The sequence below is a fragment of the Actinomadura sp. J1-007 genome, assembly GCF_009793335.1.
In the GTDB taxonomy this organism is placed as follows: Bacteria; Actinomycetota; Actinomycetes; order Streptosporangiales; family Streptosporangiaceae; genus Spirillospora; species Spirillospora yumaensis.
In genome coordinates, this window is sequence record NZ_WING01000001.1 from 5,956,051 (window position 1) to 5,980,290 (window position 24,240).

Below are 24,240 nucleotides of genomic sequence, written 5' to 3' on the forward strand. Positions count from 1 at the left end.
CGCGCGTGTGGCGGGAGGCCGGCGCCGTCGTCGCCGTGACCGCGCACGGGCTGCCGGAGTCCGCCGTGGACGCCGTGGTCGCCGGCCTGCGCCCGGTCCGGGGCGAGGGCCTGACCAGGCTCCGCGCCTCGATCCCTGCCTATCCGCCGGAACGGCTGGGCGAGCCGGGCGAGCGGCTGGCCGCCTCGGGCCGCGACGCGCACGCGATGTGGGCGGTCTTCGCCCGGCCGCTCGGACGGCCCGGTGCGTACATGGTGACCTGGCGCGGCCTGGACTCCCGGCGCGGCGTGATCGGCGGCGGGAGTTCCGGCTTGGACGCGCCGCGCCAGGGCGTGGTCTTCGGCGGCGGTCGCGAGGAGGACGGCCGGTTCGTCACCGGCGCCGTCAGCGCGGACGTGGCGCGAGTGCGCCTGGTGCTCGCGAGCGGCAGACCCGTCGACCTGCCGCTCGGCCGTCCGATCGGGCCGGACGGCGCCCGCTGGTTCGGCACCTGGGTCGAGGCGTCCCGCGGCCAGGTGCGCGAGGTGGCCGCCCTGGACGCCCGCGGACGGATCGTGGCGCGCAAGACCCGCTGGTGAGGAGCCGACCCCGGCAAGAGACACCCCTCACCCCGGGGTCCGCCGGGCGTCCGCGGCGGCGGGTCGGGCGGCCGCCGAGCGCGCCCCCTCCGTCCACGACGAACTCGATGCCGGCGATGTACTCCGACCGGTCGGTCGCGAGGAACAAGTCGCGCCTCCGCGACGTCCCACGGCGACCCCATGTAGTCGATGTTCACCCGTTCCGCCCCGATGGCCAGCGCGACGTCGGCGGCTCGGGCCCGGACCTGGCGCGGACGCGGACGCGACGGTCGTGCACGCGTTCTCGACGTTCACGACCGGGATCCGCCGGACGCCCGTCGCGCGCAGAACGATCTGCCCCGGGATCATGCGCTGGCCTTCGAGCTGCCCCTGGGCGGCGGTGCCGAAGAACGCCGCGTCAAGGGAGTCGGCGGTGGCGCCGCAGTCCCGCGGCACGTCGGTGACGGCCCAGCGGGCGCGAGGTCGCTGACGCTCTTTCCGGGATGCCCGCCGAACGACGTCATCCCGACGCCGACGATCCAGACAGGCCTTGTCATGGCTTCCTCTCGGAGCGGAGCGGTGGAGGAACGTCAATTATGCTACTCACGGTATCGTAACCGGAGATGGATTAACCTGTCCCGAGTGCGGAAATCCACCACGTCCGCCGCCGGACGTCCTCGCGCGGACCTGAACGCGACCGTCTTCGCGGCCACCCTGCGCACGGTGCGGGAACTGGGATACGCGGGCGCGACGATGGACCGCATCGCGGCGGCCGCGGGGACCGCGAAGACGACGATCTACCGGCGGTGGCCCTCGAAGGGCGCGCTGATCGCCGACTGCCTTCTGGACGCGTTCGGCCCGGTGCCGCTGGAGGGCGCCGGCCGGATCGAGGACATGGAGTCGGTCGTCCGCTGGGCCGCGGCGAAGATCGGCGAGCCGGGCGTGGGCGCGGCGTTCGCGGGCGTCTTCAGCGACGCCGTCAGCGATCCGGCCCTGCGCGAGATCCTGGCCTCACGGCTGCAAGAGCCGTACCGGCTCGCCCTCCAGGAGGCATGGGACGAGCCGGAGCACCGGATCCTGCTCTTCATCGACGTCATCATCGGGACCCTGCTCCACCGGATGGGCATGACCGGCGAACCGATGGTCGACTCCGACGTCACCGTACTGACCGAGATGGTTTTGGCCCCGTTCCGCTGACCGCCTCCGCCCGCCCGGCCTGCTCGTGCCGGGCCGGCGTCAGCCCGTCGCCCAGTGGCGGAGCTTCTCGGGATTGCGTACGACCCAGATGTGCTTGATGCGGTCGTCGGTGATGTCGAAGGCGAACACGGTGACGATGGCGCCGTCCTGTTCGGCGACGAGGCCGGGCTGGCCGTTGACGGTGCGTTCCAGGAAGGTCATGTTGCCGGGCTTGCGGCGGGCGATCTCGGCCCAGGCGTGCGCGATCTGCTCGTCGCCGTGGATGGGGTGCAGGAAGGTGGTGGCCAGGCCGCCGCCGTCGCCGGTGGCGGTGGCGTCGGGGTCGAGCAGGCCGACGAGGGCGGTGATGTCCTTGGCTTCCCAAGCCTGTTTGAAGTCTCTGATGACGTCGGCGCTTCGGGCCGTGGCGGGAGTGGTGCTGGGGCGTGCGGCGCGGACGCGGCGGCGGGCTGAGGAGGCCAGTTGGCGGCAGGCCGCGGGGGTGCGGCCGAGGATGTCGGCGATGTCGGTGAACGGGTGGCAGAAGACGTCGTGCAGAATGAACGCGACGCGTTCGGCGGGGGTCATCGCTTCGAGCACGACCAGGAACGCCAGGTTGATCGATTCGTCCAGGGTGACGCGTTCGGCGGGGTCGAGGGCGGCGCCGCCGGTGCGTCCGCTGATCCACTCGGTGTGTCCGGGCAGTGGCTCGGGACCCATTCGCCCACGTAGGTTTCGCGGCGGGCGCGGGCCGAGCCGAGGAGGTTGAGGCAGACGCGGCTGGCGACCGTGGTCAGCCAGGCGCCGGGAACCTCGATGGTCTCCCGCTGCCGCCGCGACATGGCGTACCAGCGGGCGTAGGTCTCCTGGACGGCGTCCTCGGCCTCGGACAGCGAGCCCAGCAGCCGGTAGGCGAGATTGATCAGATGCCGCCGCTCGCTCATGATCGCGTCCAGGCCCGGATCGGGCCGGCCGCTTCCCGCGTCGGCGGTGTCCGGCCTGGATGGGGTGGTCATGGTGCCGACGTCTCCTTTGGTCGTGTCCGTCCTCACCGTTCGGCAGGACAGCGTGCCGGATGCCAGGCCGATGGTGCCAACGAGGCGTCGCCTGACATTCCGGGGGCTGCGTTGTCGAACGGATGAGACCGACACATCGTCAGCCGACAGCGACCCCAGGGGGCATCATGACCACCTCAATCCCGGAAACCTCGTTCGCCGTCCCGGCGCCCGCGCAGCGCCTGGAGCGGGCGGCCGCCGCGCTGGCCGCGCACGGCTTCACCGTCGAGATCCTCGATGACGCCGCCGCCGCGCGTACCCGCGTCAAGGAGCTGATCCCCGAGGGCGCCAGCGTGTTCACCGGGGCCAGCGAGACGCTCCGCCAGTCGGGCATCGACGAGGACATCAACGCCGGCGAACGGTACGAGGCCGTCAAGCCGCGCATGCTGGCCATGGACCGTGCCACCCAGATGGACGAGATCCGGCGGCTGGGCGCCACCCCCGACGTCATCGTCAGCAGCGTCCACGCGGTCACCGAGACCGGCTCCCTCGTGATCGCCTCGGGCAGCGGCAGCCAACTGCCCGGCCACGCCGGCGGCGCCGCCCGCTCGATCTGGATCGCCGGCGCGCAGAAGGTCGTCCCCGACCTGGACACCGCCCTGCGCCGCGTCGAGGACCACTGCCTCCCGCTGGAAAACGCCCGCACCCAGAAGGTCCACGGATGGCCCAGCGCCATCAACCGCCTCCTCATCCTCAACGCGGAATACATCCCTGGACGCGGCACCGTCCTACTGCTCCGAGAAGCCATCGGCTTCTGAACGAAGGCATTCCCGCGTCCGGGCGCAAATGAGGCGGGGCGTCGCTAGCGACGCCCCGCCTCGGCATCACATCCTTGGAGGAAACCCATGGATACCGTCCCCACAACGCCAGAGATGCCGAGTTATGCCTGCTGTGCCGACAAGGACCACCAGGCCGCCGCCAGCACGATCCGCATTCCCCACCCCGGCCGATGGGCCACGCCGTCGGCCGGTCAGCAGGCGGCCAACCGTCCCCACGCCAGCATCCGGACCCTGGCCCAACAGGCCGTCCCCACCTTCAACTCCTAGCGGCCGCCGCGCGAACTCCGCTGCCCAACCCCGCCCGCATCACCAGCCCCGCCGCTGAGCGGTCAACCCACCGCCTTGCGGATACCTCATAACCCGGCCTACATCGCCGAGCCCACCCCGACGACCCCGACAACATCACACCTAAAACCTCGTTAGAAGCGGAGCCGTTTGTTGGCGTGGTTCTGAGCCGGTTGGTTATCTGGCCGGGGTCGAAATGTTGGTGAGTTTGGGAGCCATCTATCGGCTACTGCTCGGAATGTCTCGGCGCCGGGGCAGGCGCCTGCCCCGGGTGCGACCGCGGCTGTGCTTCGCCGGCTGGGTCTTGCTTACTTGCTTACTTGTCGGCCGGCGCGTACACGAGTTCGAGGATTCCGGACGGGAAGGCCTTGCTGTTCACCAAGCGCAGGTTCAGAGCCCGGTCCAGTTCGGGGAACAGCGGCGCGCCCTTGCCGGTGGCGGCGGGCAGCACCCACAGCCGGTACTCGTCGACCACGCCGAGCTTGATCAGGGAGTGCATGAACGCGGTGCCGCCGGCGGCGACGAGGTCCTTGCCGGGCTCGGCTTTGAGCTTGGCGATCTCTTCCGCCGTGTCACCGCCGACGATCCGGGTCTCGGGCCAATCGTCGGCGGTCTTGAGCGTGCGGGAGAACACGACCTTGGGGATCTCATTCATCGCCCGGGCGGACGGGTGGTCGGAGCCGGGCCAGTATCCGGCCATGATCTCGTAGGTGTTGCGGCCCATGAGGAAGGCCCCTGCCTCCCACAGCCGACTGACGAAATACTCCTCCTGCTCAGGATCGTCGATGCTCATCATGACGTCCCGAATCCCGTTGTCCCCGTCAGCGCTCTTACCGTCGAGCGAGACATAAAATCCCAGAATCAACTTCCGCATTTGGTGCCTCCCTGCGTTTCTTCCCGGGACGATCCCGGCGTCCACCGCTCGATCAGCTCGTGCTCGGCGGTTGGTCACTCACACACACTCAGACCACCCGTTCCCCCCAAAACTCATCGCGCTCCACGCCATCAACACTCTTCACTCGCAGTAGGAAGCCTCCTCCTCCCGCCACAACGGTCCGGGTGGCTGCCCCCAGCCCAGGGCCACGTACCACCGCCAACCACGCACCGGCCACGCCCGGTGTCGCGTATCCGCATCGGCTGCAATTGGCGTAACAAGGAACATCGGTACAGCGGTTATCGGTGAGAACGAACACGGTCCGCTCGTAGCCGTGGGGAGGGCGTTGACACGGTTCTCATACTCGCGGCGGGCCTTGCGCTGTGCGACAACGCGATGTCGTGACGTCGTGTTCTTCGGGCCCCACGCGCGCGTGCGTGTGAGGGCGTCTCGAAGCTCTCACAAGTCGCCGACGAGCAACGGCGATGCGTCGCGTTGAACTCGCCACGGCCGCCGCGACGGACGGCCCATTCCTGTCGTCGGGCGTACCGGGACGGGACGGGACGAACGCCGCCCACCCCATGCCACCCCGGTACCTCAAGCCAGGCTTTCGGGAGTTTCGGGACACGCCGACGCGCGCCCGCGTACGGGACTTTCTGGAGTTTCTGGAGTCGCGCCCACGCGCACGCGCGCCCACGCGCGCACGCGCGCGAGACGGCAGGGCGGGCCGGAACCTAGCCGGCGTCCTACTCCCGAACGTGTCCCCTCGGTGGGTAGGTCGTGGCTGGCATCCCGCGCGACTCGCTGTACGTGCCGGACGTCCTCTACAAGCGCGACGGCGGCAAGCGCCCGGAGATGATCGTCCCCGAAACCGCGAGCTACAGCGACATCGTGTTCGGCTTTCTCACCCTGGCCGGGTTCGCCTACGCTCCGCAGCTCACGGACCTGCCGGACCAGGGGATGTGGCGCATCGACCGCACGGCCGACTACGGCGCCTTCCAGGACGCCGCCCGTGGCCGGGTCGACCTGGTCCGGATCGAGCGGCGCTGGGAGGGCATCCCGCGGATCATCGGCTCCATCCGCACCGGAGCCGTCCGCGCCTACGACGTCATCCGGATGCTGTCCCGCGACGGTCGCCCCATCCCGCTTGGCGACGCGATCGCGCACTACAGGCGGATCGCGAAACCCTGCACATCCTGCGCTTGGCCGACGAGCCCGGATAGGCACCGCCAGATCAAGGTGCAGGCCAACGTCCAGGAAGGCCGCCACGCGTTCGCCCGGAAGATCTTCCACAGCCGGGCAGGGCAGCTCTACCAGCGCTACCAGGACGGCATGGAGGACCAGATCGGCGTGCTGGGCCTGGTCCTCAACGCACTCGTACTGTTCAACACCCGCTGCATGGACGCCGCCGTCACCCAGCTCCGGAGCGACGGCTTCGAGGTCCGGGACGGGGGTCCCGAACGGGTCTCCCCGTTCGCGCGACATCACATCAACGTGCTCGGCCGGTACTCCTTCCAGCTCCCCGACCTGCCCGGTGGCCTGCGGCTCCTGCGCGACAAGACCGCCGTGGAGCAGCTGTGACGGGGCAATGGTGGGGCTGGCGCCGGACGGTGCATCCCTATCGGGCCGGGCGCGCGGGCCAGGCCGGACGGAAGGGGTCAGGTGTCAGCGCGGTACGCCGAGGCCGTCGAGGACGATGCCTACGGCCCGGTCGAGTGCCTCGCCTTCGCTGAGGTCGGTGGCGTGTGCGAGGGCGCGCAGGAGGAGGGAGACGTCGTCGCCGGTGACGTCGGGGCGTGCGGCGCCGGCGGCCTGGGCGCGGTGGAGTGCGCCGTCGAGGGCCGCGCGGAAGGCGTCGGCCGCCTCGGTGACCGGCCGGGACAGGCCCTGGCCGTCGTCGTCGTGCGGGGGCAGCAGATCCAGCAGGGTCATCTTCACCGGCCCGGCCGCCGCGAGGGTCCTCATCAGGGAGGCGAAGGCTTTCCCGGGGTCCCGGCTGTCGGCGAGCGCCAGCGCCTGGGCGGTCAGCTTCTCCAGGTAGCGGCACGCGGTGGCCTCGATGAGGTCCTGCTTGGTGGCGAAGTTCCGGAAGACGGTGGCGATGCTGACCCCGGCCCGCTGCGCGACCTCCTCGGTGGAGGCGGCGGCCCCCTTCTCGGCGAACACATGCTCGGCGGCCAGCAGGACCTTCTCCCTGTTGGCGGCTCCATCGCGGCGCATACCGGACCTCTTTTGCAAACGTAGTGGCCACTACGTATGATGCGTAGTGAAGACTTCGCTTAAGGGTATGCCGCCGCGCCCGGCGCGCCAAACGCGCGGCTTCGGCGCGACGCGACGGCCCTGTCAGGGGCCGTGACCAAAGCACTAAGGAGCACCATCCATGTCCGTGACGGACGAGAACACCACTGTCGTGATCGTGGGATCGGGTGTCGCCGGCCTCGCCCTCGGCAACTTCCTCCTGCGCAGCGGGATCGACTGCGTGGTACTGGAGCGGCACAGCCGCGAGTACGTCGAGCAGCGCCAGCGCGCGGGCGTCATCGACCCCAGGGCCGCGCGCATGTTCCGCGAGTGGGGCCTGGAGGACCGGGTCCTGGGCGGCGCCCCCTTCGCGCCGGTGCTGAACTTCCGCGTCGACGGCGAGACGCGGCCCTTCCGGTACGTGACCGACGACCACGTCGACGGACGCTTCTGCCCCCAGCAGGTCCTCGTGCGCAACCTCATCGACGTCTTCGTCAGCGACGGCGGCGATCTCCGCTTCGGAGCCGAGGACGTCGAACTGGAGGACATCACCGGCCCCCGGCCGCGGGTGCGCTACCGCGACAGCACGGGCGCGACGCGAGCCATCACCTGCGACTTCATCGCCGGCTGCGACGGAGACCACGGCGTCAGCCGGGCGAGCATCCCCGACAACGTCCTCACCCGCCAGTCCCACGAGTACGGGTACGCCTGGCTGACCGTACTGGCCGACGCCCCCGCCAACCACCAGTCCATGATGGCGATCCACGACCGGGGGTTCGCCGGCCAGTTCGCCCGCGGCCCGCAGGCCAGCCGCTTCTACCTCCAGTGCCCGCTGGACACCTCCGTCCAGGAGTGGACGGACGACCGGATCTGGGACGAGATCGAGGCACGCTTCGGCGAACCGGTCACCGCGAAGGGCCCCATCACCAGCAAGACGCTGGTGCCGCTGCGCAGTGTTGTCCACGCCCCGATGAGCTACGGCCGCCTGTACCTGCTCGGTGACGCCGCGCACATCGTGCCGCCCATGAGCGCCAAGGGCATGAACCTGGCCCTGCACGACGCCGACGTGTTCGCGGCGGCGGTTCTGAAGCAGGTCAAGGAGCAGGACGCGGGCCCGCTGGAGGCGTACTCCGCCACCTGCCTGAAGCACGTGTGGAACTACCAGGCGTACGCCGCGTGGTTCACCGACCTCATGCACGACGCGGGAGACGTCTCCTACCACGGCGAGTTCCGGCGCAGCCTCGCACGCGCCGAGTTCGAACGCCTCTACGACTCCGAGACCGCCAACCGGCTCTTCGGCGAGTTCCTCACCGGCCTGAACTGAGCCCCCACCTCCTGGCCGAGTGAGCAGAGGTCGCAGGTCTGAGCACCCGGACCTTCAACCTCTGCCACCAGCACCTGCGGGGGCTGGAACGGGAAAACCCGTTCCAGCCCCCGCAGGAGCTCATGAACACCATGCCGTGACAGTTCGGTGGCGCAGCTTCAACCGCTGCTGCATCCCGGAGCGAGCAGACTGGTCAATTCCGCGATCGCCTATGCAGAGGGCTTGAAGTATCGGCGCACGTTCGCCAGCTTCTTGTGCCTCGACTCCGCCATCAGCCTCAGCAGCGACGCCCCCTGCTCCCCAGATGGGACAGAGCGGAAGGGCGATACTTGTGCAGGTCCCAGCCGATCCCCGGCCCCGCACAGCCGTGTGCTCATCCAGCAGTGCACGGGCCTGGCCGTAGGAGAGGCGGGCCAGACCGGTGTCCGGCATACGTCGCGCGGGTTGACGACCTTCCCGGACCGGGGCGGCGGTGGGTGACGAACACCGGGCCCCAGGTCCGGCCGCGCAGCAGGCGGGGCAGGAGCCGCGCGGTACCAGCGTCCCAGTAGACGGTCTCCAGCACGAAGTCCTCCGGCTTGCTAGCCGTTCAACATCTGGAATCCGCCGTCGATCGGGATGTGCGCGCCGGAGACGGCGTGGAATCCGCCTTCGGCGATCGTGGTGATGAGTGCCGCGACATCGTCGGGTTCGGTGATCCGGCCGAGTACGGAGTTCTTGGCGAAGCGCGCCTCGCTGTCGGGGGTGCGCGCCGCGCTGCTCGCCTCGGTGCGCACCATGCCGGGGGCGATGGTGTTGGCGGTGACGCCATAGTGGCCGGCCTCGGCCGCGACCTGCCGGGCGAAGGTGTTGAGCGCGGCCTTCGCGGTGGCGTGCGAGATCGCGTTCGGCATGGTCATATCGGCGACCACGCTGGAGACGTACACGATCTGCCCGGACCGCTGCTCGCGCATCAGCTCGAGCACCCGCTGGGTGACGTGGAAGACGGCCGCCAGCTCGCCGGTGACCTTTCCGGCGAAGTCCGCCCAGCTCATCATGCTCAGCGGGGCGAAGGTGGGCGCGATGTTGGCGTTGCACACCAGCAGATCGATCCGGGTGGCGGCGGCGACGAGCCTGGCCACCTCGGCCGGCTCGCGCACGTCGGCCTGGATGGCCTCGGCCGTGCCGCCGACCTTCTCGATCTCCTGAACCACCGCACGCGCCGCGCTCTCGTCGCTGCGGTAGTTGACGATCACGTGAAATCCGCAGCCGCCCAGCCGGGCCGCGGTCGCGGCGCCGATCCCGCGACTCGCGCCGGTGATCAAAGCGGTTCGTTCCATGTGCCACCTCCGTGTCGGGCTGTCCTGGCTGAACGTACGGAACGTGGCTAACCTTTCGTAAGTACGTACCTCGGAGTAAGCTTCGGAGCCCGATGACGGTGTCCAGACAGGGAGAGGCCGACACGGACGATGAGTGACGTATTTCATGTCGACTGCCCAGCCCGCGCGGTGCTCGACCATGTCACCAGCCGCTGGGCCACGCTGATTCTGGCCGCCCTGCGCGACGGGCCGCTGCGGTTCTCCGAACTGCACACCAAGATCGAGGGCGTCAGCGAGAAGATGCTGTCCCAGACACTGCGCACGCTGGTGCACGACGGCTTGGTCATCCGTACGGTGCATCCAACGACACCGCCGACGGTCAGCTACGGGCTGACCGAACTCGGCGACGGCCTCACCCAGCTCCTGCACGGACTGATGACCTGGATCGGCGAACATGCGGCCGAGGTCCACACCGCCAGGGCAGCCCACCAGGCGCCCGCTACGGCCAATGCGAGCCAACCCGCCCAACAGTGACCGATCGCCCCGGCACCGGCCGCGAGCAGGGCGGGCACCGGTGGCTACTGGTCCGCCGCGATCGACCCACCGGCAACAAGCCGACAACGAAGGGTGCTCGGCAACAAAGGTTGCTCAGAGACACGGACGGAACCAGCCGTTGAGCCCAAGACCGTTTCTCAACGGTCCACTGAGCCGGGTGAGACGTCCGGAAGCCGCGGCCGTGATCACGATGAGCCAACCTGGCAACACGACCCAGCACCCCAGACCGAACGTTTGTTCGCACCAAGGGCGAGCCCGCGACCGCCGCCGCCTCCTCCGGGGCCGCCGGGTCCGTGGATGCCGGGCGCGCCCGGACCGTTCCCCGGGCCGCCGATGCCCGGCCCGCGCGGTCCCCGGCAGGGCGCCGGGAAACGCCGGGGCCTGGTCATCGCCGCGGCCGTCGGCGTCGTCCTGGTGGTCGGCGGGATCGGCGCCGCCCTGGACGACGACGGCGGCAAGCCGGAGACGAAACCGTCCGCGTCCGCGAAGCCGGAGACCGCGGTCGCGGGCCCGGACGGCAAGCCAGGGGTGCCGAGTCGGGAGACGTGGGAGTACGTCGCCTCCGCGCACCGTACGGCGTTCGTCGCCTACCTCCGCGCCCTCGACCCCGGCCTGACCCCCACCTCGCCCGGCGCCCGCGCCCGGCCGCTGCGCCGCGCCGTGAACGTGTGCCTGGACATCCACCAGGGCAAGCCGGATGCGACCGTGCTCCACAACACCGCCTACCGGTACAACGGCGGGCAGGCGTCCGTCCCCCAGGGCTCGCAGAAGGCCCGCCGCATCCTCGCGGCCGTCAAACGGTGGATCTGCGCGGACCCGGGCCTGCGCGCCCACTTCGCCAAGACCCACGAGCGGGCAGGATGACGCCATGAACACCCCCCATACGAACCGGATGACGACCACCACGCCGACGACACCGGCCCGAGCGACCGGGCGCTCCCGCCGGCGACCGAAGACCAAGACGGCCCCGCCGGAGGGTTACGCCGACGATCCGCCGTTCTGACGGCATCATGCTCCCTGGGGCCCTCCCGTGCGCCTGCCCGCTGTGGGAGGGGCCATCCTCGCCGGTGTGGCGGCGGCTCGGTTCATGGCGGCTGGGGGTTTATGGGGTGCTGGGGCCTTCGGCGCACAGTGCGTGGTCGATCAGGGCGCTGGCCGTTTCCTCCTGCTCCTTGATGTGCTCGAAGGTGTCGCCGCGCGCCTCGGACATGGAGACCACGGCGGTGCGCCCGCCGTCGTCGGTGACACCGTTGAGGGTGATGTAGCCGCCGTCCCCGCCCTCGTGGCTCCAGTAGGTGCCTCCGCAGGTCAGGGGGCGTTCGACCAGGCCGAGGCCGTAGCGGCCGCCGGGCCACAGCCGCTGGACCTCCGCGCTCACCGGGACGGTCCGCTTCATCTCGGCCAGTTGCCGCGCCGGCAGCAGCCGGCCCGCGAGCAGCGCACGGAAGATGCGGTTCTGGTCCCGCGTGGTGGTGACCCACGAAAGGTTCTGGTAGTCCACCGGTACCTGTTCGGTGACGTCCACCCGGGCACCCGGACCGAACAACTGGTAGGCCCGGGCGTGCGGCCGGGGCAGGGTCTGCGAGGTGCCGCCCCACCGGGTTCGGGCGAGGCCGAGCGGGCGCAGGATCCGGTCTTCGATCTCCCGGTGGGCGGGCCGGCCGGTGGCCTTCTGGATGATCATGTCGAGCAGGACGTAGCCGGTGTTGGAGTACGCCCAGCCCTTGCCGGGCGGGAAGTTCGGCGTGTGGGCCATGGCGCGTTCGATCAGCTGCTCGGGGCTGTAGACGTCGTGGCGCTGCCGGTAGTACTCCTCCGGCGTGGTGTAGCCGGGCAGGTCGTCGCGGATCCCGCTGGTGTGCCGGAGCAGATGGCGAACAGTGATCCGGCTGCCGTCGTTGCCGTTGCCGCGCACCACCCCCGGCAGCCAGTGGGCGACGGTGTCGTTCAGCGACAGCCCGCCCTCGGCCTCTAGCTGGAGAACCACCGCGGCCACCAGCGTCTTGGACGTGCTGGCCATGCGGAAGTAGCCGTTGGACGAGACCGGGCGGCCGGTGTCCAGGTCGGCGGTACCGCTGGTGGCGACCCACTGCCGACCGTCAGGACCGACCATGCGGGCCTGCACACCACTGACCCCCAGAGCGCGGATCGCCTCGGCGTCCTGCCGCAACCGCGCCACAGCGGAGGGACCGCCGGGCCGGGCGGCAGCCGGGACCGCATCACAGGCGAGCAGCGCAGCGACACCGAACGCCACAGCCAGGCGCCTACGCAGAGTCGAAGTCATGCGCGGAACGCTATTTCCGGCCTCCACCGGCCCGCGACCAGGCACACTCCCAGATCGCTACGGGAGTTACCCCTACCACCGCGGCCAGGCCCCCGGCTCAACGGCGGCTGTTGTCGGTGTACGGAGCCAAGGGCAGACCCCGGGGACGCGAACGGTGTAGCGGTTCGATCGCTGCCGATGCGTCCCGCGGCTGCTCGTCGTTCCACCGCCGAACCGGGCGTCACCGGAGAAGGCTGCACCGCCGAACCCAGCGTCATAGGAGAAGGCCGCATAGGCGAACGCAGCGACGCCGGAGAAGGGCCCATCGCCGAATCCGGCGTGGCCGGAAGAGACTGCACCGGTGAACCAAGTGAAGTCACCGAAGGTCACACCGCGAAACTGGGCGTCACCGGAGAAGGTGGTCCGACTGAACCGAGTGTCACCGGAGAAGGCCGCCTCCTGGAACCCTGCGAAGCCGGTGAAGACGGTGTTGGTGAAGTCGGCGTTGTGGAGATGGCAGCCGGTGAGCACGAAGTCGGTGAGGGTGGCGCCGGTCAGATCCAGGGAGATGTCGGCCCAGTGATGTTCGGCGTCGGGGCGTAGGTGGGTGGACAGGAGACGTTGGGCGGTGAGGCGGACCTGGTGTTCCTCGCGTGGGTCGGGTGCGGGCGGCACGGCGGGGGCGGTTCCGGTGGTGCGGGTGGCGTGGTAGCGGCGGGCCGCCCGGCGCTGCCCGCCAGCCGGGTCCGAGAACGCTCCGCTGGGTCCGTACGGCATGCTCGTGGAGACCATCACCGGAGTGATCAGGACTCTGACCTGGAAGACGTGGAGCGGGCGACGGGAATCGAACCCGCGTAGCCAGTTTGGAAGACTGGGGCTCTACCATTGAGCTACGCCCGCGCGCGTGTACGAGGGGATCATGGATCCCTCGAACGCCATCCCGTAGCGTACAGGGTTTCGAGGGTGGTCGTGGAACGCGGCGAACGGGGCTGATCCGCACTACACTTCACGCGACACGGGCTGTGGCGCAGTTTGGTAGCGCACTGGCTTTGGGTGCCAGGGGTCGTGGGTTCAAATCCCGCCAGCCCGACCGAGGTCGCACGGCGTCTACGCCTCCCATGCGTGGGAGAGGGGTAGCGGCTGGGGAGACGATGTTCCGCGCCGTCTCCTATGGACACGCGGGCAGCTCGTCCAACAACGGTACGGGCGAGCGTGGACACTGTGCCGCTCGCTGTACCGAACGGACTCGTAGTGCTGTCGTCGGCGCTGTGGTTCCCGGTCGGGGGCGGCGCCGGGGTCACCGGCCGCGCACCGCGATCGCGCCCGGCGGTCACATGGCGATCTCCTTGCCCCGCACCGACCGGTGACATGGGGCGGGGTCACTGGGCGCGCTGCTCTCGGTTCAGTTCGCCCGGTGGTGTGACCTGGTCCGCGGGCCCCCGGTAGACGCCGAAACCAGCAGGTCGGCTTCCGGTCTGCGGTGGGAGTGAAGACTTGCCCGACGGCGGGTTCCGTTGAGGGAAGAACGGACTGGCCGTGTCTCATCGTTTAACTCTACGTGTTCAGGTAATTACGTTCCGTGGCCATCTGGTTCGGGGAAGCCGAGCTCTGGGAGCGGGCGTCGGGCCGTACGGTCACGCCGAGTCGCTGGAGGCCGCGCGGCAGGAGTTGAGCGCGGCCGAACGGCGTGGGCTGGGCGAGCCGTCACCGCCGTCGCATGAGCGCTGAGCCGAGCCGCCGCCACGGGATGCGGAAGGGAGGTGAACGTCATGGGAGGCGATTACCCGTCCACCTGGGATCACGCCGAGTCGCTGGATGCCGCACGGCAGGAGCTGAGCGAGGCCGAGCAGCGTGACCTGGACGAGCAGACGCAGGCCGCTGAGGAGCGCTGAGCGGAGCGGCGCCCCGCCACGAGATGCGGGAGGGAGGTCAGGCCATGGGCAGCGAAGTCGTCGCGGACTATTTCGACCACGCGAAGACGCTGGAGGCCGCACAGCAGGAGCTGAGCGAATCCGAGCAGCGCGAGCTGGACGAGCAGACGCAGGCCGCTGAGGAGCGCTGAGCGGAGCGGCGCCTGAGCGATCGAGGAGGGAGGTGAACGTCCTGGGAGCGCTATGGAGCACCCTGTACGACCACGCCGAGTCGTTGGAGGCCGCGCAGCAGGAGCTGAGCGAGTCCGAGCGGCGCGAGCTGGACGAGCAGACGCAGGCCGCTGAGGAGCGCTGAGCCGCGCGCCGCCTGAGCGATCGAGGAGGGAGGTGAACGTCATGGGAGGCGAGTACCCGTCCACCTGGGATCACGCCGAGTCGTTGGAGGCCGCAGGGCAGGAGCTGAGCGAGGCCGAGCAGCGCGAGCTGGACGAGCAGACCCCGACGGTTCAGGAGCGCTGAGTCGCTCCGGTCGCCGTCGAGCGATGCGGGAGGGAGGTGAACGACATGGGATACAGCGCGTTGCCCTACGACCACGCGAAGACGTTGGATGCCGCGCGGCAGGAGCTGAGCGAATCCGAGCGGCGCGAGCTGGACGAGCAGACGCGTGACAGCGATGAGCACTGACTCGTGAGGCCGGTGTTCCTGGCGGGCGTGAGCGCCGCTCGCGTCCGCCGGGTCGGGACTGCGGCCGTGTTCAAAGGGAGTGTCGGGTGGAACAGGTGAACGCCGGGCCGGTCGGCGCGGCCGTGCGGCCGGGTACGGCTCCGGGCCCCTCGCCGGCCGTGCGGGCGGTGACGGGGGCGTGGGTGGAGCGGGCGATGTCGTTGGAAGGCGCGGAGCGCAGTGCGCGTGCCGCGCTGGAGACGCTGGGATGGCGGCCGGAGCTGCGTCGGCTGGGTGACCACGGTGGTTTGGAGCTGTGGTCATGTCGGCTGCTGGACGCGGACGGAGCGCAGGTCTCCGACTGGGCCCAGGGGCGGGGAAGGGCGCTGCGGACGAGGCGCGGGTGGGAGCGTTGTTCGAGGCGCTGGAGCACCATTTCTCCGGTCCGGCGTGCTTCGACCCGGCGCGGGTGACGATGCGCTCGGGGGAGGACCTGGCGGCCGGGCCCTTGGCCGCCGAAGCGTGTGCCCCGGCGCTGGCCGCCGCCGGGACGGTGGCGTGCCACGACTACACCCCGATCCACGCCGTACTCCCGCCCGGTTCCGGGCCGGGCAGCGGCGCGCCCGTTCACGGGCCGAACGGGTCGCCTTCCGAGGACGGTGCGCAGGAGACGGCCGGGTCGTTGGCGGTGCCGCTGGTACTGGCGGGCACCTGGTATTTCGACCGGCCCGAGCTGCGCCAGATGGCCGGGGACGGCACCGACTACCGGGCGCTGGCCCGCTACAGCTGGAACAGCGGCTCGGCGATCGGCGTGAACCGGGCCGAGGCGCTGGTGCACGCGCTGAACGAGACCATCGAACGGGACGCGGTGTCGCTGCTGCTGGCCCGCCTGTTCGTCCACCGCGACACCCGGTGGCTGCGGGTGATCGACCCCGAGACGCTGCCCGCCCAGCTCGCCGCCGCCCACCACGCCCTGCGCGCCCTGTCGGGCAGCCCGGTCCACCTGGTCGAGGTGACCACCGACATCGGCGTGCCCGCCTTCATCGCCTACACCCACAACGCGGCCTGCACCGAGGGACGCATCGGTGCCGGGGCGTCCCTGTCACCGGCCTACGCCGCCTGGCGCGCCCTGGCCGAACTCGCCCAGCGCCAGCTAGGTGAACGCGCCTTCCCGGGCCCACGCGTCACCCCGTCGATGCAGGGGCTGGAGCGTTATCCGGCGTTGCGCGCCGCCGCCCGCCTGGACCTGCGCGACCATCTCACCCGCGCCCCCCGCGTCCCGTTCCGCGACGAGGATCCGGGGGACCGGCCGTCCCGCACGCTGCCCGAGCAACTGCGCGAGCTGACCGGGCTGCTCACCGCGGCCGGACACCGCCCCTACCACCGGGTCTCCGCGATCCTGCCGGGCGGGATCACCGTCGTCCACGCCTTCGTCCCCGGCTTGGAACGCTTCTGGCTGGTCACCGACGGCATGCTCGTCATCCCAGGCCCCCGCGCCAAAACCCTCGCCTCCGCGTCCGGTGCCGTCCCGACCAGGTCGGCGTACCGAGGGGAGCAGGCGTGACCTCTCCCCGCACCGACACACCCACCGGCGAACCCCTCAGCGTGCCTGCCGGACGCGACGCCGGTGATCCGGCGCCGGGGCCGGAGCCGGCAGGAGCCGAGCGGGCGCGACTGCGGCGGGCCCGGTGCGTGGTCTGCTACTGGACGCCGGCCGGAGTGTTCACCGCCCACCCCTACCCGCACGGCCACCCGGTGGCGCTGGACGGCCCGGCCGCCACGGTCCTGGCCGCCTTCACCGACTGGACCACCCCGGGGCAGGCCCGCCGGATGCTCGACGGCGCCGGCCACGAGCCCGCCCGCGGGCCCGGTGACGAGTTCACCGAGACGGTGCGGCGGCTGCGGGAAGGCGGACTGCTGCTCGCCGAGCACACCGAACGCGCCGCCCGCGACGCCGACCTGGCCGCGCGCTGGGCACCCTGGGGCCCCAGGCCCCGTTCCTGCACTACACGACCCAGGACTTCACCCCGCCCCCGCCGCCATCCCCGCCATCGGGCCCCGAGCACACCACCGCGCCCGATCCCGGCCGCGACGCCGACGCCCGCGCCACCGGGAACGGCGGCCGAACCGGTGACGGCTCCGATGCGGACGCGCGTGCCGCGGCGGTCCCGGCACCGCTGTTCCACAGCCATCCCGAGGCCGACCGCGTCCTGCTGCCCCGCCCGCTGCCCGATCTGAACGAGCCGTTCGGGCGGGTGCTGTACCGGCGCCGCACCCACTACGCCTTCGCCCCCGACCCCGTCCCGCTGGAGACCCTGGCGACGCTGCTGGCCACGGTGTTCGGCCCCACCGCCTTCCTCGACGCTGGCCCGCACGGCACTCTGGCCCTGCGCACCAGCCCGTCACCGGGCGCCCTCCAGGAACACTCCGCCTACCTGGCCCTCTACAACGTCGAGGACATCGAACCGGGCTGGTACCACTACAACCCGATCCAGCACAGCCTGGAACTGCGCACCGAGGGCTGCACCCGCCAGACCGTCACCGCCGCCTGCGCCGGGCAGGACTGGGTCGCCGACGCCGCCTTCCTCGTCGTGCTCGCCGCCGACCTGCGCGCACCCATGCGCCACAACCCCGACCCCCGTTCCTACCGCGTCACGCTCCTGAGCGCCGGACACCTCGGCCAGACCTTCGCCCTGACCGCCACCGCCCTCGGCCTCGCGCCGTTCCAGATCGCCGCCGACCACGACACCGCCCTGGCCGCCCACCTCCGCATCGACAACCTCACCCGCACCCCCACGCACCTGCTCGGCGCCGGCCTGCCCGGCGACCGGCCGGACCCCCGCCTCATCCCCGCCGGACTCCACGCCTTCCCCGCCGACCCCCCGGCCTGAACAACGGTCGGGATCGCGCCGCACGCCGGTGCTCGGCGGTCCACGGGCGGGGGACTGCGGAAGCGCGGTCGTCCGGCCGGTCGCGGTCTCGGTCCTCGTGCGCGGGATGCGAGCCAGTCCGGTGGCGTCCGGGCCTTGGGAGGGCGGGGACGGGGCGTGGGGTGGAGGCACCGGCGCGCGTGACATCAAGGCGGCTGCGGTCTCAGTCGGGGGCGAACGGGGCGCTGACCTGGGGTTTCGGGAGTACGGGGCGGTGGGTTCGGCGTCAAGATCCGGTCTAGGCGGGGGCGGCGGTGGTTACGTGCCGTCCGTGGGGCAACAACGAGCGAGACCGACAGCCGGACGAAAGGGAGATCATGAGTGATTCCGCAGACCGGAAGGGCGGCCGTTCGGGCAGGACCCGGGCACGGGCGCCGGGGCCAGCTCGGGCATGGAGGACCTGCCGCACGAGCGCGCCGTGCTCGGCAGCGGGAGCGCCGCGGAGGGCTACGACATCCCCGACGGCGGCGACGGCACGCGGGAGGGCGACCCGATCGCCGGGGTCAAGGTCGAGCCGGGCGAGGCCGAGCGCACGCCCCGTACGGCGGAGTGAGCCGCAGCGGGGACGCGGCCGAGGCGCCGCGGCCGTCCACCGTACGGGCCGACTACGACCGCGTCGCCGTCGTCACGGGCGCGGATTCGGGGATCGGGCGGGCGACCGCGGCGGCGCTCGCCGCGCAGGGGTTCGACGTCGGGATCACCTACCACCGGGACGAACGGGGCGCCGAGCGGACCGCCGAGGAGGTGGCGGAGGCCGGGGGCCGCGCGGCGGTACGGCGGCACGACCTGGCGGACCCGCCCGCCGCGGCGGGCGTGGTGGACGAGCTGGCCGACGAGCTCGGCGGCCTCGGCGTCCTGGTCAACAACGCCGGCACCGGTAGTTCCCGCCCGCTCGTCGACATGGACTACGACGAGTGGCGGACGGTGCTGGCGGTCGATCTGGACGGCGCGTTCCTGTGCGCCCAGCGCGCCGCCCGGCGGATGATCGGCCGCGGGGCCGGCGGGCGCATCGTCAACGTGACGAGCGTGCACGAGGAGTACCCGCTCCTCGGCGCGGGGCCGTACTGCGCGGCGAAGGGCGGGCTGCGGATGCTCGCGCGCGTCCTCGCGCTGGAGCTGTCCCGGTACGGCATCACGGTCAACACCGTCGCCCCCGGCGAGATCGCCACCCCGATGACGGGGCAGGAGGACGAGCCGCCGGAGCCGGACAGCCGGCCGGGGTACCCGCCGGCGCGTCCGGGGGACGCCCGCGAGGTCGCGGCGGCCGTCGCGTTCCTGGCCGGGCCGTCGGCCTCGTACATCACCGGCGCGTCGCTGTTCGTGGACGGCGGCCTGGGGATCATGGGGCCGCAGGCCGCCGAGTCGCTGACCTCGGCGCGCTGGCGGGAGGGGTGACCCGGCCCGCCGGACGGGGGGCGCGGCGGGTGCCGTGACCGGAGGGTCAGCGCCGCGGGTACCGTTCGTCGGAGTTCGAGATGGTGTTTGAACCCCGAGGAGAACCCGCCATGGACGAGCCGGTCACCGAGCGCGGCAGGGGGCCGCGCCCCAGGTTCCTGAACGCCGGCAGCGGCCACCGCGCCGACCGGGTGTCGCTGGTCAACGACGCGCTGGACACCGCGCTGCGCTACAGCAAGGCCGCGATGGGCAACGTCCAGCTCCTCGACCCCGAGGCGCGGGGGCTCCGGATCGCCGCGCAGCGCGGGTTCTCCGACGCGTTCCTGGACTACTTCGAGGTCGTGGACGACACGACGAGCGCGTGCGGGCAGGCCATGCTCAAGGGCAAGGCGGTCGTGGTCTCGGATGTCGCGTCCAGCGCCGTCTTCGCGGGGACGGAGGGCCGCGAGGTGATGCTCCAGGCGGGCGCGCGCGCCGTCCAGTCCGTGCCGCTGACCGGTCCCGGCGGGGAGATCCTGGGGGTCTTCTCCCTGCACTATCGGACGCCCGACAGCGTGCTGAGCGCCGACCGGCGGCTCCTGACGGCGGTGGCCCGGCGCGCGAGCCTCCTGCTCCAGGCGGACGGCGCGTAGGCGGCCCGCGTCCGGGAACGGCGCGTGCTCTGGGCGGATCCTGCCGTACCTGGGGGAGTGTGCGCTGGTAAAGGGGGGTATTGAGCGAGAGGTGATGCCCGAGGCGCACCAGGGGGAGAGATGAAGGCCGTTCAGTATCGGCGGGTCGGGGCGGCGCCGGAGGTCGTCACGGTGCCCGAGCCGGAGCCCGGCCCCGGAGAGGTGCTGCTGAAGGTCACGGCGGCCGGGGTGTGCCACTCGGACATCGCGGTGATGAGCTGGCCCGCGGAGCAGCTCCCGTTCCCCCTCCCGCTGACGCTCGGGCACGAGGGCGCGGGAACGGTCGCGGCCGTGGGGGACGGCGTCAAGGGCCTGGAGATCGGCGAGTCCGTCGCCGTGTACGGGCCGTGGGGCTGCGGGACGTGCCACCTGTGCGCGCAGGGCAAGGAGAACTACTGCCTGCGCGCCGAAGCGCTCGGCATCCGGCCTCCGGGGCTGGGCGCGCCGGGCGCGATCGCCGAGTACCTCCTGGTCGACGACCCGAGGCACCTCGTGCCGCTGGGCGACCTGGACCCCGTGCGGAACGTTCCGCTGACGGACGCGGGGCTGACGCCGTACCACGCGATCAAGGGCGCGCTGCCGAAGCTGACGCCGGGCGGCGCCGCCGTGGTGATCGGATCGGGCGGGCTCGGGCACGTGGGCGTCCAGCTGCTGCGGGCGCTCAGCGCCGTACGGGTGATCGCGGTCGACGTCTCGGAGGAGAAGCTCGAACTGGCCCGGACGGTCGGCGCCCACGAGACCGTGCTGTCGGACGCCGCCGCCCCGGCGAGGATCCGGGAGCTGACCGGCGGGCTCGGCGCGCAGGCGGTCTTCGACTTCGTGGGCGTCCCGCCGACCGTGGCGATGGCGACGGCGGTCGCGGGGGTCGAGGCGGACGTCGCGATCGTGGGGATCGGCGGCGGCGTCGCGCAGGTGCAGTTCGGCGTCACCGCCTACGACGCGGCGGTGCGGGCTCCCTACTGGGGCAGCCGCGCCGAGCTGATGGAGGTGCTCGACCTCGCCCGGACCGGCGCCGTGGACGTCCATGTCGAGACGTACACGATCGACGAGGCCCCGAAGGCGTACGAGCGGCTGCACGCGGGCGAGATCGACGGCCGGGCCGTGATCGTCCCCTCCGCCTGAGGGGGCCTGGGTGAACGACGGGCGGTCGGAGCGGCCCCGGAGGCTGCGCGGGGCTCGGTGAACGACGGGCCGGGGCGGCCCTGGAAGGGCCGCCCCGGCGGGCTCAGAGCAGGTCGCGGGCCGCTTTCGCCGCCTGGCCGATCGCTTCGGCCAGGCGTTCGGGGTGGCGGCCGCCCGCGTTCGCGGTCGTGCCCTTGCCGCCTGCTCCGCCCCCGACCGCCTTCGCCGCGTCGGACAGCAGGTCGCGTGCCTCGACCCGCGTCCCGGGGCTGAGCGTCGCCACGAGCATCGCCTTGCCGTTCGCGGTCGTTCCGAGCACGACCGCGCCGGGGCCCGGACGGGACGCCAGGGTGCGCGCCGCGAGGGGACGGAGCTCGTCCGGGCCCACGTCCGGGACGGCCGCCGCGACCAGCCACGCACCGCCGAGCGGTTCGCCCGCCGAAGCCAGTTCGCGTGCGCGCGCGTCGAGTTCGGAGCGGCGCAGCTCCGCCAGCGCCCGCTGCGCCTCCGCGAGGGCGTCGATCCGCTGCCGGAGCCGTTCGGGCGCCTGGTCCGGCGGGACGTCGAGGAGGCCGGCCAGCTCGTTCAGCAGCGTCCGCTCGTGGTCGTGGTGGCGCAGCGCGTCGGGGCCGGTGAGCGCCTCGACGCGGCGCAGCCCCGTCCCGATGGACGACTCGCCGAGGATGTGGACGGGGCCCGCCGCCGCGCCGTGCCCGACGTGCGTGCCTCCGCAGAGTTCGCGCGACGCGTCGCCGATGTCGACGATCCTGACGCTGTCGCCGTACCTCTCGCCGAACAGCGCGACCGCGCCCGCCCGTTCCGCCTCGGAACGGCTCGTCTCCCACACGCGCACCTCCGGATCGTCCAGGAGGTAGTCGTTCACGAGCGTCTGGACGGTGCGCAGCTCGGCGGGGGAGACGTGGGAGAAGTGCGCGAAGTCGAACCGCAGCCTGCCCGGCTCCACCCGCGACCCGCGCTGCCCCGCGTGCTCGCCGAGGACGCGCCGCAGCATCGCGTGCAGGACGTGCGTCGCGCTGTGCGAACGCGCCGTCGCCGCGCGGCGTTCGGCGTCGACCACCGCCTCCACCCGTTCCCCGGCGCGGACCTCGCCGGACGTGACGCGCGCCGTGTGGACGTGCAGGCCGTCGAGCCCCGGACGCGTGTCGAGGACGTCGAGCGTCGCGCCGTTCGCGGCGCGCAGCGTGCCGGTGTCGCCGACCTGGCCGCCCGCCTCCGCGTAGAACGGGCTGCGGTCGAGGAACACCTCGATCTCGTCGCCCTCGACGGCCGCGGACGTCCGGCCCGCGCCGTCCAGCAGCGCCACGAGCCGCGCCTCCGCGGCGGTCGTTCCGTAGCCGACGAACTCGGTGAGCCCGTGCTCCGCGCCGATCCGCCGGTACACGTCGCGGCGCGCGACCGCCGAGCCCTTCCTGCCCCGTTCCGCGTCGCGCGCCTGGCGGCGCTGCTCGTCCAGGAGCGCAGCGAACGCGCCCTCGTCCACCGTGAGGCCCGCCGAACGCGCCGCGTCCAGCGTCAGGTCCACCGGGAACCCATAGGTGTCGTGCAGCTCGAACGCCGTCCGGCCCGGCACGGTCCCCGAGCCCTCGCGGCGCGCGCGCCCGATCGCCGACTCCAGGATGCGCGAGCCCTGCCGCAACGTCCGGTCGAAGCCCTCCTCCTCCGCCGACACGACCCGGCGGATCAGGTCGCGCCGCTCGTTCAGCTCGGGCCACGCCGCGCCGAGGTTGGCGACGACGCTCGCGGTCAGCTCCGGCAGGACGGGCCCGTCGACGCCGAGCAGGCGCGCGTGGCGTACGGCGCGCCGCATCAGCCGCCGCAGCACGTACCCCCGTCCGTCGCGCGCGGGCAGCACGCCGTCGGCGACGAGGAACGAGACCGACCGCGCGTGCTCGGCCACGACGCGGAACGAGACGGACTCCTCGCTCCCGTCCCGCCCCGGGTACGGGCGGCCCGCGAGTTCCTGGACGCGCAGCAGCGTCGGCAGAACGAGGTCGGTCTCGCACACGTTGTCGGCGTCCTGGAGGATCGCCGCGAGCCGGTCCAGGCCGAGGCCGGTGTCGATGTTGCGCGCGGGCAGCTCGCCGAGGATCGGGTAATCGTCCTTGCCCGCGCCCTCGCCGCGGACGTTCTGCATGAAGACGAGGTTCCACAGCTCCTGGTAGCGCTCGCCGTCCACCGCCGGGCCGCCCTCGCGCCCGTACGCCGGGCCCCGGTCGTAGTGCAGCTCGGACGACGGCCCGCAGGGGCCGGGGACGCCCATCGACCAGTAGTTGTCGGCCATGCCGAGCCGCTGGATCCGGTCCGCCGGGACGCCCGCGCGCCGCCACAGGCGCTCGGCCTCGTCGTCGTCGAGGTAGACCGTCACCCACAGGCGCGCGGGGTCCAGGCCGAAGTGGCGCGTGAACAGCTCCCACGACCAGGCGATCGCCTCCGCCTTGAAGTAGTCGCCGAACGAGAAGTTGCCGAGCATCTCGAAGAACGTCGTGTGCCGGGTCGTACGGCCCACGTTCTCGATGTCGGAGGTGCGCGCGCACTTCTGGACCGTCACGGCGCGCGGGTGCGGCGGCTCGGTCTCGCCGAGGAGGTACGGCTTGAACTGGTTCATGCCCGCGTTCGTCAGCAGCAGCGTCGGGTCGTCCGGGACGAGCGGGCTGGACGGCACGGCGCGGTGGCCGCGCTCGCGGAAGAAGTCGAAGAACGTCGAACGGATGTCAGCAGAGCGCATGGGACGGCCTCACGAGGTCGATGGGATGACGGAGCACGCCGCCGAACCGGGCCGAGAACGAACGCTCGTTCCCCGGCTCGGCGCGGCTAGCTCGCCGTCCCACCTCGTAGAAGGCCATCACGACACGCTACCCGGCGCCGCCCCGCCGCGGCATCCGGTTAAACGGGCGGCGACCCCCCGGCGGCGCGGGCGCCGTAGGCGGCGCGGGGACCGGTCCGCGCTCGGTGCTCCGCCGTGCGCCGTTCACGCCGTGTTCGCACGGCGTTCACCCGGTGCCAGTGATCTGGGCTCGTGAACGTTGAACGCACCCCCCGCTCCGGTCGCGACCGGAGGACCGACCGTTCGAGGGGCCGGAGAAGGGCCGCGCGCCGCAGGCGCGGCGCCGACCGCGACGGGCAGGGCGACGGCGAGGACGGCGGACGGGGCGGCGGCGGCCAG

General features: G+C 72.0%; 28 protein-coding genes and 2 tRNA genes. 20 read left to right on the forward strand and 10 right to left on the reverse strand.

The window, feature by feature from the left end:
* Nucleotides 1–5 precede the first annotated feature (5 nt).
* Together GEV43_RS27090 and GEV43_RS27095 are read left to right on the forward strand one after the other, a co-directional pair.
* Nucleotides 6–578 carry a hypothetical protein gene (locus GEV43_RS27090; protein WP_160823118.1) on the forward strand — a complete coding sequence of 191 codons (573 nt, stop codon included), beginning with the start codon at nt 6–8 and terminating at the stop codon, nt 576–578.
* Between the two features lie 621 nt (nt 579–1,199).
* Entirely contained in the window at nt 1,200–1,754 is a 555-nt protein-coding gene (locus tag GEV43_RS27095; RefSeq protein WP_309239862.1) for a TetR-like C-terminal domain-containing protein, read from the forward strand.
* A 39-nt stretch (nt 1,755–1,793) separates the two neighbouring features.
* On the opposite strand, the gene GEV43_RS51140 is transcribed toward GEV43_RS27095, so the two are convergent.
* Together GEV43_RS51140 and GEV43_RS51145 are read right to left on the reverse strand one after the other, a co-directional pair.
* Nucleotides 1,794–2,321 carry a sigma factor-like helix-turn-helix DNA-binding protein gene (locus tag GEV43_RS51140; RefSeq protein ID WP_241683888.1) on the reverse strand — a complete coding sequence of 176 codons (528 nt, stop codon included), beginning with the start codon at nt 2,319–2,321 and terminating at the stop codon, nt 1,794–1,796.
* Nucleotides 2,318–2,749, reverse strand: coding sequence for a sigma factor (locus GEV43_RS51145; RefSeq protein ID WP_241683054.1), 432 nt, complete (start codon nt 2,747–2,749; stop codon nt 2,318–2,320). The genes GEV43_RS51140 and GEV43_RS51145 overlap by 4 nt, the downstream gene beginning before the upstream one ends.
* Before the next feature lie 167 nt (nt 2,750–2,916).
* Here GEV43_RS51145 and GEV43_RS27105 point away from each other — a divergent pair, with 167 nt between their 5' ends.
* Complete coding sequence (locus tag GEV43_RS27105; RefSeq protein ID WP_160823119.1) at nt 2,917–3,546, forward strand: LUD domain-containing protein; 630 nt, start codon at nt 2,917–2,919, stop codon at nt 3,544–3,546.
* Between the two features lie 622 nt (nt 3,547–4,168).
* On the opposite strand, the gene GEV43_RS27110 is transcribed toward GEV43_RS27105, so the two are convergent.
* The gene (locus tag GEV43_RS27110; RefSeq protein ID WP_160823120.1) at nt 4,169–4,726 is read right to left on the reverse strand and encodes a dihydrofolate reductase family protein; all 558 of its coding nucleotides are present in this window, start codon (nt 4,724–4,726) and stop codon (nt 4,169–4,171) included.
* A 780-nt stretch (nt 4,727–5,506) separates the two neighbouring features.
* Here GEV43_RS27110 and GEV43_RS27115 point away from each other — a divergent pair.
* Complete coding sequence (locus tag GEV43_RS27115) at nt 5,507–6,307, forward strand: Tn3 family transposase (protein WP_160823121.1); 801 nt, start codon at nt 5,507–5,509, stop codon at nt 6,305–6,307.
* 84 nt (nt 6,308–6,391) lie between these two features.
* Here the strand turns inward: GEV43_RS27115 and GEV43_RS27120 are convergent, their stop codons facing one another.
* Nucleotides 6,392–6,946, reverse strand: a complete 555-nt coding sequence (locus tag GEV43_RS27120; protein ID WP_160823122.1) for a TetR/AcrR family transcriptional regulator — start codon at nt 6,944–6,946, stop codon at nt 6,392–6,394.
* Between the two features lie 160 nt (nt 6,947–7,106).
* Between GEV43_RS27120 and GEV43_RS27125 the strand changes: the two genes are divergently transcribed.
* Nucleotides 7,107–8,288, forward strand: a complete 1,182-nt coding sequence (locus tag GEV43_RS27125; RefSeq protein ID WP_160823123.1) for a 4-hydroxybenzoate 3-monooxygenase — start codon at nt 7,107–7,109, stop codon at nt 8,286–8,288.
* A 581-nt stretch (nt 8,289–8,869) separates the two neighbouring features.
* Here the strand turns inward: GEV43_RS27125 and GEV43_RS27135 are convergent.
* On the reverse strand, nt 8,870–9,592 hold the full coding sequence (locus GEV43_RS27135; protein WP_206681302.1) for an SDR family oxidoreductase: 723 nt from the start codon (nt 9,590–9,592) through the stop codon (nt 8,870–8,872).
* A gap of 144 nt (nt 9,593–9,736) precedes the next feature.
* On the opposite strand from GEV43_RS27135, the gene GEV43_RS27140 reads away from it, so the two are divergent.
* Both GEV43_RS27140 and GEV43_RS27145 read left to right on the forward strand, forming a co-directional pair.
* Nucleotides 9,737–10,120, forward strand: a complete 384-nt coding sequence (locus tag GEV43_RS27140) for a helix-turn-helix domain-containing protein (RefSeq protein WP_160823125.1) — start codon at nt 9,737–9,739, stop codon at nt 10,118–10,120.
* Between the two features lie 318 nt (nt 10,121–10,438).
* A complete protein-coding gene (locus tag GEV43_RS27145; protein ID WP_160823126.1) occupies nt 10,439–11,005 on the forward strand; it encodes a hypothetical protein in 567 nt (188 codons plus the stop codon).
* Between the two features lie 238 nt (nt 11,006–11,243).
* Here GEV43_RS27145 and GEV43_RS27150 read toward each other — a convergent pair whose 3' ends face one another.
* From GEV43_RS27150 to GEV43_RS27160, 3 genes are all read right to left on the reverse strand, one after another.
* A complete protein-coding gene (locus GEV43_RS27150; protein ID WP_160823127.1) occupies nt 11,244–12,254 on the reverse strand; it encodes a serine hydrolase in 1,011 nt (336 codons plus the stop codon).
* Between the two features lie 243 nt (nt 12,255–12,497).
* Nucleotides 12,498–13,196, reverse strand: a complete 699-nt coding sequence (locus tag GEV43_RS27155) for a pentapeptide repeat-containing protein (RefSeq protein WP_160823128.1) — start codon at nt 13,194–13,196, stop codon at nt 12,498–12,500.
* 34 nt (nt 13,197–13,230) lie between these two features.
* A tRNA-Gly gene (locus GEV43_RS27160) sits at nt 13,231–13,304 on the reverse strand.
* A 116-nt stretch (nt 13,305–13,420) separates the two neighbouring features.
* Between GEV43_RS27160 and GEV43_RS27165 the strand changes: the two genes are divergently transcribed.
* The 13 genes from GEV43_RS27165 to GEV43_RS27200 all read left to right on the forward strand — a co-directional run bounded on the left by GEV43_RS27165 (nt 13,421) and on the right by GEV43_RS27200 (nt 21,056).
* Nucleotides 13,421–13,494, forward strand: a tRNA-Pro gene (locus GEV43_RS27165).
* A 679-nt stretch (nt 13,495–14,173) separates the two neighbouring features.
* On the forward strand, nt 14,174–14,296 hold the full coding sequence (locus tag GEV43_RS54015; protein ID WP_302931013.1) for a hypothetical protein: 123 nt from the start codon (nt 14,174–14,176) through the stop codon (nt 14,294–14,296).
* A 44-nt stretch (nt 14,297–14,340) separates the two neighbouring features.
* Complete coding sequence (locus GEV43_RS54020) at nt 14,341–14,466, forward strand: hypothetical protein (protein WP_302931014.1); 126 nt, start codon at nt 14,341–14,343, stop codon at nt 14,464–14,466.
* A gap of 32 nt (nt 14,467–14,498) precedes the next feature.
* Nucleotides 14,499–14,630, forward strand: coding sequence for a hypothetical protein (locus GEV43_RS54025; RefSeq protein WP_302931015.1), 132 nt, complete (start codon nt 14,499–14,501; stop codon nt 14,628–14,630).
* Nucleotides 14,631–14,662: 32 nt separating this feature from the next.
* Nucleotides 14,663–14,794: a hypothetical protein gene (locus tag GEV43_RS54030; RefSeq protein WP_302931016.1), complete on the forward strand. Its 132-nt coding sequence runs from the start codon at nt 14,663–14,665 to the stop codon at nt 14,792–14,794.
* A 36-nt stretch (nt 14,795–14,830) separates the two neighbouring features.
* Nucleotides 14,831–14,959 carry a hypothetical protein gene (locus tag GEV43_RS54035; RefSeq protein WP_302931017.1) on the forward strand — a complete coding sequence of 43 codons (129 nt, stop codon included), beginning with the start codon at nt 14,831–14,833 and terminating at the stop codon, nt 14,957–14,959.
* Between the two features lie 382 nt (nt 14,960–15,341).
* The gene (locus tag GEV43_RS27170; RefSeq protein WP_160823129.1) at nt 15,342–16,502 is read left to right on the forward strand and encodes a YcaO-like family protein; all 1,161 of its coding nucleotides are present in this window, start codon (nt 15,342–15,344) and stop codon (nt 16,500–16,502) included.
* Nucleotides 16,499–17,176: a hypothetical protein gene (locus GEV43_RS27175; protein ID WP_160823130.1), complete on the forward strand. Its 678-nt coding sequence runs from the start codon at nt 16,499–16,501 to the stop codon at nt 17,174–17,176. Before GEV43_RS27170 ends, GEV43_RS27175 begins: the two co-directional genes overlap by 4 nt.
* Before the next feature lie 17 nt (nt 17,177–17,193).
* Nucleotides 17,194–17,829, forward strand: coding sequence for a SagB/ThcOx family dehydrogenase (locus tag GEV43_RS27180; protein ID WP_160823131.1), 636 nt, complete (start codon nt 17,194–17,196; stop codon nt 17,827–17,829).
* A 430-nt stretch (nt 17,830–18,259) separates the two neighbouring features.
* Nucleotides 18,260–18,421 (forward strand): hypothetical protein, encoded by a 162-nt coding sequence (locus tag GEV43_RS27185; RefSeq protein ID WP_160823132.1) that lies wholly within the window; start codon nt 18,260–18,262, stop codon nt 18,419–18,421.
* Nucleotides 18,418–19,263 (forward strand): SDR family oxidoreductase, encoded by an 846-nt coding sequence (locus tag GEV43_RS27190; protein ID WP_160823133.1) that lies wholly within the window; start codon nt 18,418–18,420, stop codon nt 19,261–19,263. The genes GEV43_RS27185 and GEV43_RS27190 overlap by 4 nt, the downstream gene beginning before the upstream one ends.
* A 110-nt stretch (nt 19,264–19,373) precedes the next feature.
* Nucleotides 19,374–19,895, forward strand: a complete 522-nt coding sequence (locus GEV43_RS27195; RefSeq protein WP_160823134.1) for a GAF domain-containing protein — start codon at nt 19,374–19,376, stop codon at nt 19,893–19,895.
* A 120-nt stretch (nt 19,896–20,015) separates the two neighbouring features.
* Complete coding sequence (locus tag GEV43_RS27200; protein WP_160823135.1) at nt 20,016–21,056, forward strand: NAD(P)-dependent alcohol dehydrogenase; 1,041 nt, start codon at nt 20,016–20,018, stop codon at nt 21,054–21,056.
* 103 nt (nt 21,057–21,159) lie between these two features.
* Here the strand turns inward: GEV43_RS27200 and alaS are convergent, their stop codons facing one another.
* Together alaS and GEV43_RS54040 are read right to left on the reverse strand one after the other, a co-directional pair.
* The gene (gene alaS / locus GEV43_RS27205; RefSeq protein WP_160823136.1) at nt 21,160–23,802 is read right to left on the reverse strand and encodes an alanine--tRNA ligase; all 2,643 of its coding nucleotides are present in this window, start codon (nt 23,800–23,802) and stop codon (nt 21,160–21,162) included.
* A complete protein-coding gene (locus GEV43_RS54040) occupies nt 23,789–23,920 on the reverse strand; it encodes a hypothetical protein (protein WP_302931020.1) in 132 nt (43 codons plus the stop codon). Before GEV43_RS54040 ends, alaS begins: the two co-directional genes overlap by 14 nt.
* Nucleotides 23,921–24,240 lie beyond the last annotated feature (320 nt).

Excerpts from the sequence above, each read along its gene's own strand:
- GEV43_RS27145 (WP_160823126.1), top strand. The coding sequence starts at position 10,439 with ATGCCGGGCGCGCCCGGACCGTTCCCCGGGCCGCCGATGCCCGGCCCG.
- GEV43_RS27140 (WP_160823125.1), top strand. The coding sequence starts at position 9,737 with ATGAGTGACGTATTTCATGTCGACTGCCCAGCCCGCGCGGTGCTCGAC.
- GEV43_RS27200 (WP_160823135.1), top strand. The coding sequence starts at position 20,016 with ATGAAGGCCGTTCAGTATCGGCGGGTCGGGGCGGCGCCGGAGGTCGTC.
- GEV43_RS27195 (WP_160823134.1), top strand. The coding sequence starts at position 19,374 with ATGGACGAGCCGGTCACCGAGCGCGGCAGGGGGCCGCGCCCCAGGTTC.
- GEV43_RS27105 (WP_160823119.1), top strand. The coding sequence starts at position 2,917 with ATGACCACCTCAATCCCGGAAACCTCGTTCGCCGTCCCGGCGCCCGCG.
- GEV43_RS27110 (WP_160823120.1), bottom strand. The coding sequence starts at position 4,726 with ATGCGGAAGTTGATTCTGGGATTTTATGTCTCGCTCGACGGTAAGAGC.
- GEV43_RS27120 (WP_160823122.1), bottom strand. The coding sequence starts at position 6,946 with ATGCGCCGCGATGGAGCCGCCAACAGGGAGAAGGTCCTGCTGGCCGCC.
- GEV43_RS51145 (WP_241683054.1), bottom strand. The coding sequence starts at position 2,749 with ATGACCACCCCATCCAGGCCGGACACCGCCGACGCGGGAAGCGGCCGG.
- GEV43_RS27155 (WP_160823128.1), bottom strand. The coding sequence starts at position 13,196 with ATGGTCTCCACGAGCATGCCGTACGGACCCAGCGGAGCGTTCTCGGAC.
- GEV43_RS27125 (WP_160823123.1), top strand. The coding sequence starts at position 7,107 with ATGTCCGTGACGGACGAGAACACCACTGTCGTGATCGTGGGATCGGGT.
- GEV43_RS27150 (WP_160823127.1), bottom strand. The coding sequence starts at position 12,254 with ATGGTCGGTCCTGACGGTCGGCAGTGGGTCGCCACCAGCGGTACCGCC.
- GEV43_RS51140 (WP_241683888.1), bottom strand. The coding sequence starts at position 2,321 with ATGACCCCCGCCGAACGCGTCGCGTTCATTCTGCACGACGTCTTCTGC.
- GEV43_RS54040 (WP_302931020.1), bottom strand. The coding sequence starts at position 23,920 with ATGGCCTTCTACGAGGTGGGACGGCGAGCTAGCCGCGCCGAGCCGGGG.
- GEV43_RS27185 (WP_160823132.1), top strand. The coding sequence starts at position 18,260 with ATGGAGGACCTGCCGCACGAGCGCGCCGTGCTCGGCAGCGGGAGCGCC.
- GEV43_RS54020 (WP_302931014.1), top strand. The coding sequence starts at position 14,341 with ATGGGCAGCGAAGTCGTCGCGGACTATTTCGACCACGCGAAGACGCTG.
- alaS (WP_160823136.1), bottom strand. The coding sequence starts at position 23,802 with ATGCGCTCTGCTGACATCCGTTCGACGTTCTTCGACTTCTTCCGCGAG.
- GEV43_RS54015 (WP_302931013.1), top strand. The coding sequence starts at position 14,174 with ATGGGAGGCGATTACCCGTCCACCTGGGATCACGCCGAGTCGCTGGAT.